We start from the raw sequence: 14,739 nt of genomic DNA, 5'->3' as shown, positions 1-14,739 counted from the left end.
CCCCCTGACTTTGCACAGCAGTTGAGAGAGGCACCCCGAATCATGAGCAACCTCCCCAAGATCGCCTGGATCGGCCTCGGCATCATGGGCTCCCCCATGTCCGAAAACCTGATCAAGGCGGGTTACGACGTCACCGGCTTCACGCTGGAGCAGGAGAAGCTGGACCGTCTGGCCGCCGCCGGCGGCACGGTCGCCTCCTCGATCGCCGAAGCCGTGCGCGACGCCGACGTGGTCATCACGATGGTGCCCGCGTCCCCGCAGGTCGAGGCCATCGCCTACGGCCCGGACGGCATCCTGGAGAACGCGCCGCAGGGCTCCCTGGTGATCGACATGTCCTCGATCACCCCGCAGACCTCCGTCGACCTGGCCGCCGCCGCCAAGGACAAGGGCATCCGGGTCCTCGACGCCCCGGTGTCCGGCGGCGAGGCCGGCGCCATCGAGGCCGTACTGTCGATCATGGTCGGCGGCGAGCGGGCCGACTTCGACCAGGCCAAGCCGATCTTCGACGCGCTGGGCAAGACCATCGTGCTGTGCGGCCCGCACGGCTCCGGCCAGACCGTGAAGGCGGCCAACCAGCTGATCGTCGCCGTGAACATCCAGGCGTGCGCCGAGGCCGTGGTCTTCCTGGAGAAGTCGGGCGTGGACCTGCAGGCCGCCCTCGACGTCCTCAACGGCGGGCTGGCCGGCTCGACCGTGCTGACGCGGAAGAAGGACAACTTCCTGGGCCGCGACTTCAAGCCGGGCTTCCGCATCGACCTGCACCACAAGGACATGGGCATCGTCACCGACGCCGCCCGCAACGTCGGCGCCGCCCTGCCGGTCGGTGCCGTGGTCGCCCAGCTGGTCGCCTCGCTGCGCGCCCAGGGCGACGGCGGTCTGGACCACTCGGCCCTGCTGCGTGCGGTCGAGCGCCTCTCCGGCGCACAGCTCTGAGACTTCCGGGCCGCGGCGCCGCTGACACCTGTCCTGTCGCGCCCAGGCGGCGCCGCGGCCCGGATTCACCTTCAACAAACTGTTGACGCCCAGTCCGCCCACTTTTAGGCTCCACAAAGCGGAAACAGGTTTCCGCTGACACCCGCACGGAAGGTCCACGATGTCGAAGCGCGTGCTCACGACAGAGTCCGGCGCCCCGGTCGCCGACAACCAGAATTCCGCCTCGGCCGGCGTAGGCGGCCCGCTCCTGCTCCAGGACCAGCACCTCCTGGAGAAGCTCGCGCGCTTCAACCGCGAGCGGATCCCGGAGCGCGTGGTGCACGCCCGTGGTTCCGGCGCGTACGGCCACTTCGAGGTGACGGACGACGTCACCGGCTACACCCACGCCGACTTCCTGAGCGCGATCGGCAAGCGCACCGAGGTGTTCCTGCGCTTCTCCACCGTCGCCGACTCCCTCGGTGGCGCGGACGCCGTCCGCGACCCGCGGGGCTTCGCGGTGAAGTTCTACACCGAGGAGGGCAACTACGACCTCGTCGGCAACAACACCCCGGTGTTCTTCATCAAGGACCCGATCAAGTTCCCCGACTTCATCCACTCGCAGAAGCGCGACCCGTTCACGGGCCGCCAGGAGCCGGACAACGTCTGGGACTTCTGGGCGCACGCCCCCGAGGCCACGCACCAGGTGACCTGGCTGATGGGCGACCGCGGCATCCCGGCGTCGTACCGGCACATGAACGGGTACGGCTCGCACACGTACCAGTGGACGAACGCCGAGGGCGAGGCCTTCTTCGTCAAGTACCACTTCAAGACGAACCAGGGCATCCGTTCGCTGAGCAGCGAGCAGGCGGCGGAGCTCGTGGGCCGGGACGCCAACTCCCACCAGACGGACCTGCTGCAGGCCATCGAGCGGGGCGTGCACCCGTCCTGGACCCTGTACGTCCAGATCATGCCGGCGGCCGAGGCGGCGGACTACCGCTTCAACCCGTTCGACCTGACCAAGGTGTGGCCGCACAAGGACTACCCGCTGCAGCGGGTCGGCCGCCTGGTGCTGGACCGCAACCCGGACAACGTCTTCGCCGAGGTCGAGCAGGCCGCGTTCTCGCCGAACAACTTCGTGCCCGGCATCGGCCCGTCCCCGGACAAGATGCTCCAGGGCCGGCTGTTCGCCTACGCGGACGCGCACCGCTACCGCCTGGGTGTCAACCACACCCAGCTGGCGGTCAACGCCCCGAAGGCGGTCGCCGGCGGTGCCCAGAACTACGGCCGCGACGGTTTCATGGCGGTCAACGGCCAGGGCCGGGGCGCCAAGAACTACGAGCCGAACTCCTACGACGGCCCCGCGGAGACCGGCCGCCCCCTGTCGGCCCCCTTCGCGGTGACGGGCCACACGGGCACCCACGAGGCCCCTCTCCACACCAAGGACGACGACTTCTTCCAGGCGGGCGAGCTGTACCGCCTGATGTCCGAGGAGGAGAAGTCCCGCCTGATCGCGAACATCGCCGGCGGCCTGTCGCAGGTCTCCCGCGACGACGTGATCGAGAAGAACCTGGCCCACTTCCACGCCGCCGACCCCGAGTACGGCAAGCGCGTGGAGGCGGCGGTCCGCGCCCTGCGCGAGGACTGAGACCAGCAACCCGCAAGCAGCGTACGGGATCTGACGGGAGGTCATGATCACCGCACGCGGCCCGCGCGGCACGCCGTACGACCCGGATGAGGGGTGGTCGTACGGCGGTGGGCGCGGGCAGGGCGAGGACCGTGGCGGCGTGCGAGCCAGTGCGGTGGTGAAGGACCGAGTCCCCTTCTCGACCAGAGGGAAGGGGCCCCGGCTCCCTCGCATCCGCCGCGGTCCCACCCAGCCCCCTACCGGGGGCCACCCGCTCCGTCCGGCGGCGCGAACGACCTGTCGCGCCCAGCCTCGCGCCGTCGGACGGTCACCATACGGACACCAAGCGCTCCCCCGGCCAGGGGGAGCGCTTCGTGCTGTCCGGACGCGGCCCGGGCCCGGCGTGCGGGGATGCCGTATCCGCAGGACGCTGAGGGCATGGGCAATCCGACGCACTACCCGCACATCGTGGTCCACTCCCCGGCGCTGGACGGGTCCCGGCGGGTCACCGAGGGGGACGTGATCCTGGGGATCGCCTCGCACCTGGACGACGTCGTGGAGATCCTCCGGCTGGCCGATCTGGACCGGATCGAGGTGGAGGAGAGCGACCTCATCGAGTGGCAGGGCGGCGGCCCCGACGACTGGCCGGGGCTGTCGGAGCACGAGCTGTAGCGCGGGCGGGCGTACCGCAGCGGTCGTAGGCGGACTACGTCATGCTCAAATCAAGCTCTGAACACGGCGGAAGGGGTATCAACCGCCCTCAGGACCGGGCAGATTACGGGCAGCGGGGCCCGCCGGCACGGGGGCGGCGGGCCCCACGACGGGGGATGCCACGGGGGCACCACGGGGGAATGCGAAAGGGCGGCCCGTCCTGATGGACGGGCCGCCCTTTCGTGTCGGTGACGGTGTCAGACCTTCAGCGGCTTGATCGACGTGGGGGCGTGGCCGGGCTCGGTGGCCAGGTCCTCCCACTCGGTGATGTCGCTGATGTCCATGGTGCGGCTCATCGAGATGTTGGTGATCCGCTCCAGGATCGCCTCGACGACGACCGGCACCCGGTACTCGGCGGCCAGCTTCTTCGCCTGCTCGAAGGCCGCGCCCAGCTGGTCCGGCTCGGTGACCCGGATCGCCTTGCAGCCGAGGCCCTCGGCGACCTTGACGTGGTCTACGCCGTAGACGCCGAGCTCCGGCGCGTTGATGTTCTCGAACTCCAGGTTGACCTGGAAGTTGATGTCCAGGCCGGCCTGCGCCTGACGGATCAGGCCCAGGTAGGCGTTGTTCACCAGGACGTGGACGTACGGGATCCTGTGCTGGGCGGCGACCGCCAGCTCCTCGATCAGGAACTGGAAGTCGTAGTCGCCGGACAGCGCGACCACCGGGGACTCCGGGTCGGCCTTGGCGACGCCGATCGCGGCCGGGATGGTCCAGCCGAGCGGGCCCGCCTGGCCGCAGTTGATCCAGTGCCGCGGCTTGTACACGTGCAGCATCTGGGCGCCGGCGATCTGGGAGAGGCCGATCGTGGTGACGTACCGGGTGTCCGGGCCGAAGGCCTTGTTCATCTCCTCGTAGACGCGCTGCGGCTTCATGGGCACGTTGTCGAAGTGCGTACGGCGCAGGAGACTGGCCTTGCGCTCCTGCGTCGAGGCGACCCAGTCGGCGCGGTCCGGCAGCCTGCCCGCCGCCTTCAGCTCCTTGGCCACCTCGATGAACAGCTCCAGCGCGGCCTTGGCGTCGGAGACGACACCGTAGTCCGGCGGGAAGATCTTGCCGATCTGGGTGGGCTCGATGTCGACGTGCACGAACTTACGCTCGCCGCGGTAGACGTCGAGCTTGTAGCCGGTGTGGCGGTTGGCCCAGCGGTTGCCGATGCCGAGGACGAAGTCGGACTCCAGGAAGTTCGCGTTGCCGTACCGGTGCGAGGTCTGGACGCCGACCATGCCGGCGTTCAGCTCGTGGTCGTCGGCCAGCGCGCCCCAGCCCATCAGGGTCGGGATGACCGGGGTCTGGGTCAGCTCGGCGAACTCCACCAGGAGGCCGGCGGCGTCGGCGCCGATGACGCCGCCGCCCGCGACGATGACCGGACGCTCGGAGGCCAGCAGGAAGGAGATCGCCTTCTCGATCTGGGCGCGGGTCGCGGCCGGCCGGTAGACGGGCAGCGGCTCGTACGTCTCCGGGTCGAACTCGATCTCGGTGAGCTGGACGTCGATCGGCAGGTCGATCAGGACCGGGCCGGGACGGCCGGAGCGCATCAGGTGGAAGGCCTGCTGGAAGACGCCGGGGACCTGCGCGGCCTCCAGGACGGTGACCGCCATCTTGGTGACCGGCTTGGCGATCGACGCGATGTCGACGGCCTGGAAGTCCTCCTTGTGGATCACGTGGGTGGGCGCCTGGCCCGTGATGCACAGGATCGGGATGGAGTCACCGATGGCCGAGTACAGGCCGGTGATCATGTCGGTGCCGGCCGGGCCGGAGGTGCCGATGCAGACACCGATGTTGCCCGGCTTGGTGCGGGTGTACCCCTCGGCCATGTGCGAGGCGCCCTCGACGTGGCGGGCGAGGGTGTGGCTGATGCCGCCCCCCTCCTTGAGCGCCTTGTAGAACGGGTTGATCGCCGCGCCCGGCACACCGAAGGCGTCGGTGACGCCCTCGCGCTTGAGGATCTCAACTGCCGCGCGGGCAGCGGTCATACGAGCCATCGAGTACTCCTGCTTCGGCTGTCGGATGCGTACTCCCCTCGCGCCCCGCGGTGAGCACAGTCTCCAGCGTTGTCAAAATTCCGCATTACGGAATTGAACTTCTACTATCTGGAAGCAATGTAGAAGCGCGCGCCCTTGCCGTCAAGAGAGGCCAGGACAGGCGAGACCGGGCAAGCGCCGGACAAGCGGGGTGGAGGAGGAGGACGATGGGGCCGCTGTCCGACGCGACTGTTCCGACGCGACGCCTGGGGGTGGGCCATGCCCGAGACCGTGCCGGTGCGCTGCCCGGCCTGCGGGCGCGCGCACGTGTACACCGCGCCGGTGTATCCGTGCGCGTGCGGCGCGCCCACGGCCCCGCGGCTGGATCCGGCCGCCGAGCCGGCCGTGACGGCACACCGTGCCTGGGACGACGAGTGGATCAGCGTGCCGTGCGCCGCCTGCGGGCGCCTGGGCCAGTGGCCCCACCCGGAACTGGGCTGCTCCTGCGGCACGATCCTGCGCATCCCGGTGACCCGGACACCGGCCGAGCCGCCCCCGGCAGACCTCCGAACGCCGGCCTCGGCGCCCGAGCCGTCCCAGACGGCCCCCCGCGCTGCCACCGCGCCCGGCGACGCGGGGCCGCCCGGCCGTCGTCCCGTCTTTCGGTCGCGGGCCATCCGCACCGCGCGCGACGCCGTCACGGTTGCCGCGCTCTATCTGCGCTGGCTCGGCTATCAGGACATCCGACGCGCCGACCAGCGGCCCCCGAACGGCATCGGGCTCGCCGCCCACGGGCTCCTCGCACAGGTGGACCCGACCGTGCGCCCGGCGGCGCCGCGGGACGTGGAGTGCCTGTGGCTGACGGCGATGACGGAGTCCGCGCGCTGTGTGTACTTCTCCCTCGCCGGCTACACCGACGACGCGCGGGCCGGTGCGGACTCCCTCGGCATCCCGCTGTTCGTCCTCGACCTCGCGGGCGTCCCGCAGCCGGTGAACGGCCCGGCCGGCACCCTGGACGCCACGGGCGCACCCGGCCCGGGGACCCGGTCACACGACGGACACGGCTGACACGGCGGACCCGGCCGGCGCCGCCGGCACCGGGCGTTCCCCGACGGCCCCCGGACGAGTGTGCCGCCGACAGCGCGCTCGCCGGGGGCCGCCGTCGAGCACTGGACGGATGCTCGCTGACGGCCGTTTCACACCCGGTACTTCTCCCGCAGTTCGACCTTGCGCACCTTTCCGGACACCGTCATCGGGAAGGATTCGAGGATCTGGAGCCTGCTCGGGATCTTGTAGTGCGCGAGCCGGTCCTGGCAGAAGGCCCGCAGCTCCTCCAGCGTGAGCGGGTCGGCCGCCTCGTGCGGGACGACACAGGCGAGGACCTCCTCGCCGTACCTCTCGTGCGGCACCCCGACGACCTGGACGTCCCTGATCTTGGGGTGGGCGTGGAGGAACTCCTCGATCTCGCGCGGGTAGATGTTCTCGCCGCCCCGGATGATCATGTCCTTGATCCGTCCGACGATCTCGACGTAGCCGTCCTCACGCATCACCGCCAGGTCCCCGGTGTGCATCCAGCGGCCCGCGTCGACGGCCTCGGCGGTCTTCTCCGGCTCGTTCCAGTAGCCGAGCATCACGCTGTAGCCACGGGTGCACAGCTCCCCCGCCGCACCGCGCGGCCGGGTGACCCCGGTGGCCGGGTCGACGACCTTGACCTCCAGGTGCGGCAGGACGCGGCCGACGGTGCCCGTGCGGTGCTCCAGGTCGTCGTCCCTGCGGGTCTGCAGCGACACCGGCGACGTCTCGGTCATGCCGTAGCAGATGGAGACCTCCTCCATGTGCATCTCGGCGACGACCCGCTTCATCACCTCCACCGGGCACGGCGAGCCGGCCATGATGCCGGTGCGCAGCGAGGAGAGGTCGTACGTCGCGAAGTCGGGGAGGTTCAGCTCGGCGATGAACATGGTCGGGACGCCGTACAGGGACGTGCAGCGCTCCTGCTGCACCGCCGCCAGGGTGGCCCCGGGCTCGAAGGACGGGGCCGGGATCACCATGCAGGCGCCGTGCGAGGTGGCGGCGAGGTTGCCCATGACCATGCCGAAGCAGTGGTAGAAGGGGACCGGGAGGCAGACCCGGTCCTGTTCGGTGTAGGCGATCAACTCCCCTACGAAATAGCCGTTGTTGAGGATGTTGTGGTGGGAGAGCGTAGCGCCCTTCGGGAAGCCCGTGGTGCCCGAGGTGTACTGGATGTTGATCGGGTCGTCGCAGGACAGTTCCTCGTACGGGGCGTCACCGGTGCCCCGTTCGAGCAACGCCTGCCAGCTCGGGTCGCCGATGTACACGACCTCGCGCAGCGCCGCGCACCTGCCGCGCACCTGCTCGGCCATCGCCCGGTAGTCGCTGCTCTTGTGGCTCAGGGAGGCGAACAGCAGCGAGATCCCGGCCTGCCCCAGCACGTACTCGACCTCGTGGGTGCGGTAGGCCGGGTTGAGGTTCACCATGATCGCGCCGACGCGGGCGGTGGCGTACTGGACCAGGACCCACTCCGGGCAGTTGACCGCCCAGATCCCCACCCGGTCGCCCTTGGCGACCCCGCTCGCGAGCAGCGCCTGCGCCAGCTCCTCGACCGCCGCGCCGAATTCCGCGTACGTCCAGCGCCGCCCCGACGGCACGTCGACCAGCGCCTCGCGGTCCGGCCAGGCGGCCACGGCCCGGTCGAGGCTGGCCCCGATGGTGTCCCCGAGCAGGGCGGTGGAACCGGTCCCGTGCGTGTACGACAGTTCGGCGGTCACCGGAAGTCCTCCTCGCGGTACTCGCCGTCCGAACCCTGGGCCGTCGCCTCGCGCAGCTCGATCCGGCGGATCTTGCCGGAGACGGTCTTGGGCAGCGCGCCGAACTCCAGCCGGCGGATGCGCTTGTAGGGGGCGAGCACCCGGCGGGAGTGCTCGAAGATGACCTTGGCCGTGTCGGGGCCGGGCTCGAAGCCCTCGGCGAGGACGACGTACGCCTTCGGCACCGCGAGCCGCACCTCGTCCGGCGCGGGGACGACGGCCGCCTCGGCCACCGCCTCGTGTTCCAGCAGCACGCTCTCCAGCTCGAAGGGGCTGATCTTGTAGTCACTGGCCTTGAAGACATCATCCGCTCGACCGACATAGAAGACATATCCGTCTTCGTCCCTGCGGCCGATGTCCCCGGTGCGGTAGTAACCGCCCGCCATCGCCTCCGCCGTGCGGTCGGGGTCGCCGTGGTAGCCGGTCATCAGCCCGACCGGCCGCTCGGACAGGTCGAGGGCGATCTCGCCCTCTGCGGCGCCCGGCGCGCCGGAGACCGGGTCGAGGAGCTCCACCCGGTAGCCGGGGCTCGGGCGGCCCATGGAGCCGGTCTTCAGCGGCTGGCCGGGGCTGTTGGAGACCTGCACGGCGGTCTCGGTCTGCCCGAAGCCGTCCCGGATGGTGACGCCCCAGGCCCGCCGGACCTGCTCGATGACCTCGGGGTTGAGCGGCTCACCGGCGGCCACCACCTCGCGGGGCCGGCTGGCGAGGAGGCTCAGGTCGGCCTGGATGAGCATGCGCCACACGGTCGGCGGGGCGCAGAAGGTGGTCACCTGCGCCCGGTCCATCTCGGCCATCAGGCGGGCCGCGTCGAAGCGTGTGTAGTTGAAGAGGAAGACGGTCGCCTCGGCGTTCCACGGCGCGAACAGATTGGACCAGGCGTGCTTGGCCCAGCCCGGCGAGGAGATGTTCAGGTGCACGTCGCCCGGTTTCAGGCCGATCCAGTACATGGTGGCGAGGTGCCCGACCGGGTACGAGGTGTGGGTGTGCTCGACCAGCTTGGGGCGGGCGGTCGTACCGGAGGTGAAGTAGAGCATCAGCGGGTCGTCGGCCAGGGTCGGGCCGTCGGGCAGGAACTCGGCGGGAGCGGTGTACGCGTCCTCGTACGGCTCCCAGCCCTGCTCGGGCAGGCCGCCGACCGAGATCCGGGTGTAGGTGCCGGGTACGTCGGCGAACTTGGCGGTGTCCCCGGCCCGCGCGATCACGTGCTTGACCCGGCCCCGGTCCACCCGGTCGCGCAGGTCGGCCGGGCCGAGCAGCGGGGTGGCCGGGATGACGACGGCCCGCAGCTTCATCGCGGCCAGCGCGGTCTCCCACAGCTCGGCCTGGTTGCCGAGCATGACGAGGATCCGGTCCTCGGCGGCGACACCCCGCGCGCGCAGCCACCCGGCGACCCGGTTCGACCGCTCGGACATCTCGGCGAAGGACAGCCGCGTCTCGGCGCCGTCCTCCTCGACGATGTGCAGCGCGGTCCTCCCGTTCCCCGCGGCGATCACGTCGAACCAGTCCAGCGCCCAGTTGAACTGCGCGGGCCGGGGCCAGGCGAAGCCCTCGTAGGCGGTGGCATAGTCCTCGCGGTGCGCCAGCAGAAAGTCCCGGGCCCCGCGGAACGACTCGGTCGCCGTCGTCATCCTGTCCTCCTCGCTGTACCGGACCATTGCCGGGCGGCTCTCTGGCATCGTCTAATCCGTGATGCAGGTCTCACTACCCCCGAACGGGGGTGGGGACGGCAGAAGGAGCGCAGAGGTGACGGCAGATGCGGCGGGGACGGTGGAGATCGGCGGCGCGCTCGCCCGGCTGCGGCACGCCACGGGGCTTCCCGTCGCCTTCGGGGGGCTGGTGGAGTCCGGACGGCCGCAGATCCGGATCAGTCAGCTGAGCGGTACGACGACGGCCGCCCTGCGCTCGCTCGCGGTGACCTCCGGCAACGGTCTGGGCGGCAAGGCGGTGGCGCTGGCCCGGCCGTGCGCGGTGACGGACTACTCCAGCTCCCGGCAGATCAGCCACGAGTACGACGTCCCGGTGGCCGCCGAGGGGATCCGCTCGGTCGTCGCCGTGCCCGTGGTGGTACGGCGCCGGGTGCGCGGGGTGCTCTACGGCGCGCTGCGCTCGGCCCAGCCGCTCGGCGACCGCACGCTGGGCGCGGCGATGGCCGTGGCGCGGGACGTGGAGCAGGCCCTGGTGGTGCGGGACGAGGCGCGGTGCCTGCTGGCGGCGGCCCGGCCGGAGCCCGCCGGAGCCGCGCGGGGCGCCGGCTGGGAGCAGGTCCGTGAGGCGCACGCGGCGCTGCGCGCGCTCGCGCCCCGGATCGCCGACCCGGAGCTGCGCGCGGAACTGCTGGCCGCGTGCGGGCTGCTGACCGTACCGCGCCCGGCCGGGGGCACGACTCTGGCGCCGCGCGAACTGGACGTGCTGTCCTGGGTGGCGGCGGGAGCGACCAACGCGTCCGTGGCCGAGCGGCTGGGCCTGCGCCCGGAGACGGTCAAGGGCTATCTGCGCTCGGCGATGCGGAAGCTGGGCGCGCACACCCGAGGGGAGGCGGTGACCGCGGCGCGCAGGGCGGGGCTGCTGCCGTGAGGCGAGGCGGTGAGGAAACCTGCCCATTCAAGCGGGAGCACCTTGAATTTCCCTGTGCTTGACCGTTTGTTATTTCCCTCACCACGGCTTCCGTCCGAATTTGCAGGATCGTTGCCTAGAATTTGGCCCGGACACGACATGAGGGGAGCGGTGACCGTGCGACGGGACTTCCAGGAGCCTGCCAGCTGCCGCCCCGACCTGGTCATCGGCCGCGGGGATCTGTTCGCCGGCGCCCGTGACCAACTCGCCTCGGGCGGCAGTGTGCTGCTCCACGGCCCCGCCGGAATAGGGAAATCCACCGTCCTGCGGGCATTGGCCGAGGAATACGGCGCCACCGCGCGGACCGTCCTGCGCTGCTCGGCCACCGAGTCCGAATCCCACCTCCCCTTCCTCGCCCTCGCCGACCTCCTCGGCCTGGTCCTCGACGACGTCGCCCCCCGGCTGCCGGTGGCCCAGCGCACCGCCCTGGAGTCGGCGCTCACCGGCCGCGGCGAGTCCAGCCTGCTGCGCGACGGCCTCGCCCTGCGCCTCGCGGTGCTCTCGGCGCTGCGCGCGCTGGCCGCGCGGGGCGGGGTCCTCGTCGTCGCCGACGACCTGCAGTGGCTGGACCCGGCCAGCGCCGAGCTGCTCGGCTTCGCCGCCCGGCGCCTGGAGGGCACCCCGGTGCAGCTGCTGTGCGCGGTGCGCACCGAGGGCCAGGAGAGCCGGGAGTACGACGGGCACCTGCGCTCCTGCCCGCCCGGCACCCTCGCGGTCCGGCTCGGCCCGCTCTCCCGCGCCCAGGTCGCCCAGCTGCTGGACCACCGGGGCCACGGCGGCCTGCCCCGCTCCACGGTCCGCGAGATCCACCGCACGTCGGGCGGGAACCCGCTGTTCGCCCTGGAACTCGGCCGGGCCCTCGCCGACAGCCCCACCCCGCCCCGGCCGGGCGAGCCGCTGCCGGTGCCGACCAGTCTGCGCGCGCTGGTGCTCAGCCGTCTGGACATGCTCTCCGTCGAGGCCCGCCGCACCCTCCTGGTGGCCAGCGCCGGTGCGCGCCCCACCCCGGCGCTGCTGCACGCGGCCGGCCGGACCAACGCCGAGGCCGAGTGCGCCCAGGCCGCCGAACTCGGGCTGCTGGCCACCGAGCCCGACGCCCCGGCCGTACGCTTCGCCCACCCCCTCATATCCGCCGCGCTGTACGCGGAGGCACCCGCGCACGAGCGGCGGGCCGCACACGCGGCCCTGTCCACGGCCGCCTCCGACCCGATCGAACGGGCCCGGCACCTGGCCCTCGCCACCACCGGCACCGACCCGGAGGTCGCCGCCCGGCTCGCCGAGGCCGCCACCCTCGCCCGGGACCGCGGCGCCCCCTCGGTCGCCGCCCATCTGGGACTGCTGGCCGCCCGGCACACCCCGGCCGACGGGACGCCCAGCCAGGAGGAGCGCCGGCTGCTGGCCGCCGAGGACGCGATCACCGCGGGCGAGATCGACCTGGCCCGGGACATCGCCCGTGAGGTGCTCGCCCGGGCGACCGTACCCGCCGACCGGGTCCGGGCCTGGATCATCGTCATCGACAGCGCCGGCCACACCATGGCCGAGGTCGACGCCGTCTTCCCGCAGGCCCTCGCCGACGCCGACGACGACCCCCGGCTGCTGGCCCTGGTGCACTACCAGCTGGCCTGGCGGGCGCTGATCGTGGAGGGCGACTTCACCGAGGCCCGCGAGGCCGCGGCGCACGCCGCCGAACTGGCCGCCCGCGGTGGGGACCGGCGCACCGAACTGCTCTCGCTGGCCTTCCAGGCGCAGACCGAGACCCTGATGGGCCACCCGGAGGCGCCCCGGACCATCAAACGCGCCCTCAAGGAGCCCCAGGACCCGAGGGTGGCCTGGCACCACAACGGGGCGGGCAGCGCCCGGTTCCGCTGGCTGGTCATGGGCGACCAGTTGTCCGAGGCCCGGGCGACGGTCACCGCGCTGCTGCGCGAGGTGCGCCGGCGCGGCTCGGTCGAGTCCGAGGTGCACTTCCTGCGCGGCCTCGCCGAGACCGAACTGCGCGCCGGGCACTGCGGGCGCGCCCTGGAGCTGGCCCGCGAGAGCCTGCGCCTGGCCCGCGACTCGGGGATCGGCGAGACCGCCTCGGCGATGCTCACCTCGCTCGCGGAGGCCTCCGGCGGCGACGTGGACCGGGCCCTCGCGCTCGCCCGGGAGGCGGTGGAGCACGCCGAGGAGGACGGCGACCAGATGTACCTCTCCCGGGCCCTGGGCGCGCTCGGGTACGCCCAGTTGGTGGCCGGGGACCCGGCGGGCACGGTCCGCTCGCTGCGCCGGGTGCGGACCCTGGAGCTGGGGCTCGGCATCACCGACCCGGCGCGCGGCCGCTGGCAGGGCGATCTCGCCGAGGCACTGGTCCGGATCGGGGAACCGGCCGAGGCGCAGGACGTCATCGACGCGAGCCGCGAGCACGCCCTCAGGCTCGGCCGGGAGAGCGTCCTCGCCGTCCTGGACCGCTCCGAGGCCCTGGTGCGGGCCGCCCACGGCGACCTGGAGGCGGCCGTGGCGCAGCTGACGTCCGCTCAGGACCGGCTGGGCAAGCTCGGCTACGGCCTCGAGGAGGCCCGGGCCGCGTTCGCGCTGGCCCGGCTGCGCGGCAGGCGCCCCGGTTTTGGGGCGTACGACGAGGCCACCCGGATGTTCCGGCGCTGCCGGGCGCTGCCCTGGCTGCGCCAGGTCGACGAATCCCTCAGCGCCCCCGAGCCGGAAGCGCCGCTCGCCACGCCGGACGCCCTGGACGCGCTGCAGGTGCTGGCCGCGATGGAGCGTCAGGTGGCCGCGCTGGTCATGGAGGGCGCCACCAACCGGGAGATCGCCGCCCGGCTGTTCATCAGCGTGAAGACGGTCGAGGCGACCCTGACCCGGGTCTACCGCAAGCTGGGCATCCGGTCCCGCGTGGACATCGTCCGATTGGCGGCGGCTCGCGGGCGCGCCGAGCACGGCCCTAGTTAACTGAACCGGACCGAGGGTTTTCCCTCACCCAACCCCCTAGGGGGTTCCCTCATTGGGAGCGGAGGGTGCCGGGTCCTAGCGTAATGGGCGTGCCGCTCGCCCGGGCACACGGGGTCGGTCCCTCCCCCAGCTCTCGGCCTCGCCCGAGCAGGGGGGTGCCCCCACCCCGTGCTCGACCACCCGTGCGACCCCCCACCGGTGCAACCCCACTGAGGAGACTCATGTTCGGGCTCAGACGTGCCAGAAAGACCGCCGCGCCCCTGGTGGCCACCGCCGCCGCAGCGGCGACCGCGCTGCTCGCCTCCCCCACGGCGAGCGCCGCCCCGCAGCCCGTCGTCGGCGGTACGACCACCACGACGGCGGCGTACCCCTTCGTCATGCAGATCACCGACGCGTCCGGCAACCAGTTCTGCGGCGGCACGCTCGTGGCCGCGAAGAAGGTCGTGACGGCCGCGCACTGCATGGCCGGCGAGTCCCCCAGCAGTGTCCGCGTGGTCGGCGGCCGTACCAGTCTGAACGGCACCGACGGCACGGTCAGCAAGGTCAGCAAGATCTGGGTCAACCCGGACTACACGGACGCCACCAAGGGCGACGACGTGGCCGTACTGACCCTGGCGACGTCGATGCCGTACACCCCGGCGTCGTTCGTCTCCTCCTCCCAGACGGGCGTGTACGCGGCCGGCACCACGGCCCGGATCCTCGGCTGGGGGACCACCTCGGAGAACGGCAGCTCCTCCAACCAGCTGCGGACCGCGACCGTCCCGATCGTGTCCGACTCCAGCTGCCGTTCCTCCTACGGTTCGGACTACGTCCAGTCCGACATGGTGTGCGCCGGATACTCCTCCGGCGGCGTAGACACCTGCCAGGGCGACAGCGGCGGTCCCCTGCTCATCGGGGGCGTCCTGGCAGGGATCACTTCCTGGGGCGAGGGGTGCGCGGAGGCCGGCTACCCGGGTGTGTACACCCGGCTGGCCACCTTCTCGGACCTGGTGACCGCGCAGGTCAACTCGTAACCCGGAAGAGGGACACCTGAGCACCCCTCAGGTAGATGCCAGGGGGGGGGGGGGGGGGGGGGGGGGGGGGGGGGGAACCGCAAGCCCCCCCCACCCCCCCACCCCCCCCCGTGTTGTCTATCCCT

10 protein-coding genes are annotated in these 14,739 nt (G+C 72.1%); 7 read left to right on the top strand and 3 right to left on the bottom strand.

Going from position 1 to position 14,739, the window contains the following annotated elements:
• The first annotated feature begins 42 nt into the window (after nucleotides 1-42).
• From ACZ7HQ_RS07930 to ACZ7HQ_RS07920, 3 genes are all read left to right on the top strand, one after another.
• Nucleotides 43-933: a 2-hydroxy-3-oxopropionate reductase gene (locus tag ACZ7HQ_RS07930; protein WP_470986197.1), complete on the top strand. Its 891-nt coding sequence runs from the start codon at nucleotides 43-45 to the stop codon at nucleotides 931-933.
• Nucleotides 934-1,093: 160 nt separating this feature from the next.
• The gene (locus ACZ7HQ_RS07925) at nucleotides 1,094-2,557 is read left to right on the top strand and encodes a catalase (protein ID WP_470986194.1); all 1,464 of its coding nucleotides are present in this window, start codon (nucleotides 1,094-1,096) and stop codon (nucleotides 2,555-2,557) included.
• Between the two features lie 417 nt (nucleotides 2,558-2,974).
• Nucleotides 2,975-3,208: a hypothetical protein gene (locus ACZ7HQ_RS07920; RefSeq protein WP_470986192.1), complete on the top strand. Its 234-nt coding sequence runs from the start codon at nucleotides 2,975-2,977 to the stop codon at nucleotides 3,206-3,208.
• A 236-nt stretch (nucleotides 3,209-3,444) separates the two neighbouring features.
• On the opposite strand, the gene gcl is transcribed toward ACZ7HQ_RS07920, so the two are convergent.
• Complete coding sequence (gene gcl, locus ACZ7HQ_RS07915; RefSeq protein WP_470986189.1) at nucleotides 3,445-5,232, bottom strand: glyoxylate carboligase; 1,788 nt, start codon at nucleotides 5,230-5,232, stop codon at nucleotides 3,445-3,447.
• 258 nt (nucleotides 5,233-5,490) lie between these two features.
• Between gcl and ACZ7HQ_RS07910 the strand changes: the two genes are divergently transcribed.
• Nucleotides 5,491-6,279, top strand: coding sequence for a hypothetical protein (locus ACZ7HQ_RS07910; RefSeq protein ID WP_470986186.1), 789 nt, complete (start codon nucleotides 5,491-5,493; stop codon nucleotides 6,277-6,279).
• 128 nt (nucleotides 6,280-6,407) lie between these two features.
• On the opposite strand, the gene ACZ7HQ_RS07905 is transcribed toward ACZ7HQ_RS07910, so the two are convergent.
• The gene (locus tag ACZ7HQ_RS07905; RefSeq protein ID WP_470986184.1) at nucleotides 6,408-8,000 is read right to left on the bottom strand and encodes an AMP-binding protein; all 1,593 of its coding nucleotides are present in this window, start codon (nucleotides 7,998-8,000) and stop codon (nucleotides 6,408-6,410) included.
• Complete coding sequence (locus ACZ7HQ_RS07900) at nucleotides 7,997-9,670, bottom strand: AMP-binding protein (protein ID WP_470986181.1); 1,674 nt, start codon at nucleotides 9,668-9,670, stop codon at nucleotides 7,997-7,999. The genes ACZ7HQ_RS07905 and ACZ7HQ_RS07900 overlap by 4 nt, the downstream gene beginning before the upstream one ends.
• 115 nt (nucleotides 9,671-9,785) lie before the next feature.
• Between ACZ7HQ_RS07900 and ACZ7HQ_RS07895 the strand changes: the two genes are divergently transcribed.
• The 3 genes from ACZ7HQ_RS07895 (at nucleotide 9,786) to ACZ7HQ_RS07885 (ending at nucleotide 14,614) form a co-directional block, all read left to right on the top strand.
• A complete protein-coding gene (locus ACZ7HQ_RS07895; protein WP_470986178.1) occupies nucleotides 9,786-10,616 on the top strand; it encodes a helix-turn-helix transcriptional regulator in 831 nt (276 codons plus the stop codon).
• A 150-nt stretch (nucleotides 10,617-10,766) separates the two neighbouring features.
• Nucleotides 10,767-13,601, top strand: a complete 2,835-nt coding sequence (locus ACZ7HQ_RS07890) for an ATP-binding protein (RefSeq protein ID WP_470986175.1) — start codon at nucleotides 10,767-10,769, stop codon at nucleotides 13,599-13,601.
• Between the two features lie 221 nt (nucleotides 13,602-13,822).
• Entirely contained in the window at nucleotides 13,823-14,614 is a 792-nt protein-coding gene (locus tag ACZ7HQ_RS07885) for a S1 family peptidase (protein ID WP_470986172.1), read from the top strand.
• Nucleotides 14,615-14,739: the final 125 nt, after the last annotated feature.

It is taken from the genome of Streptomyces sp. NPDC037290, assembly GCF_055603245.1.
This window is presented reverse-complemented; position numbering and strand designations above follow the sequence as displayed.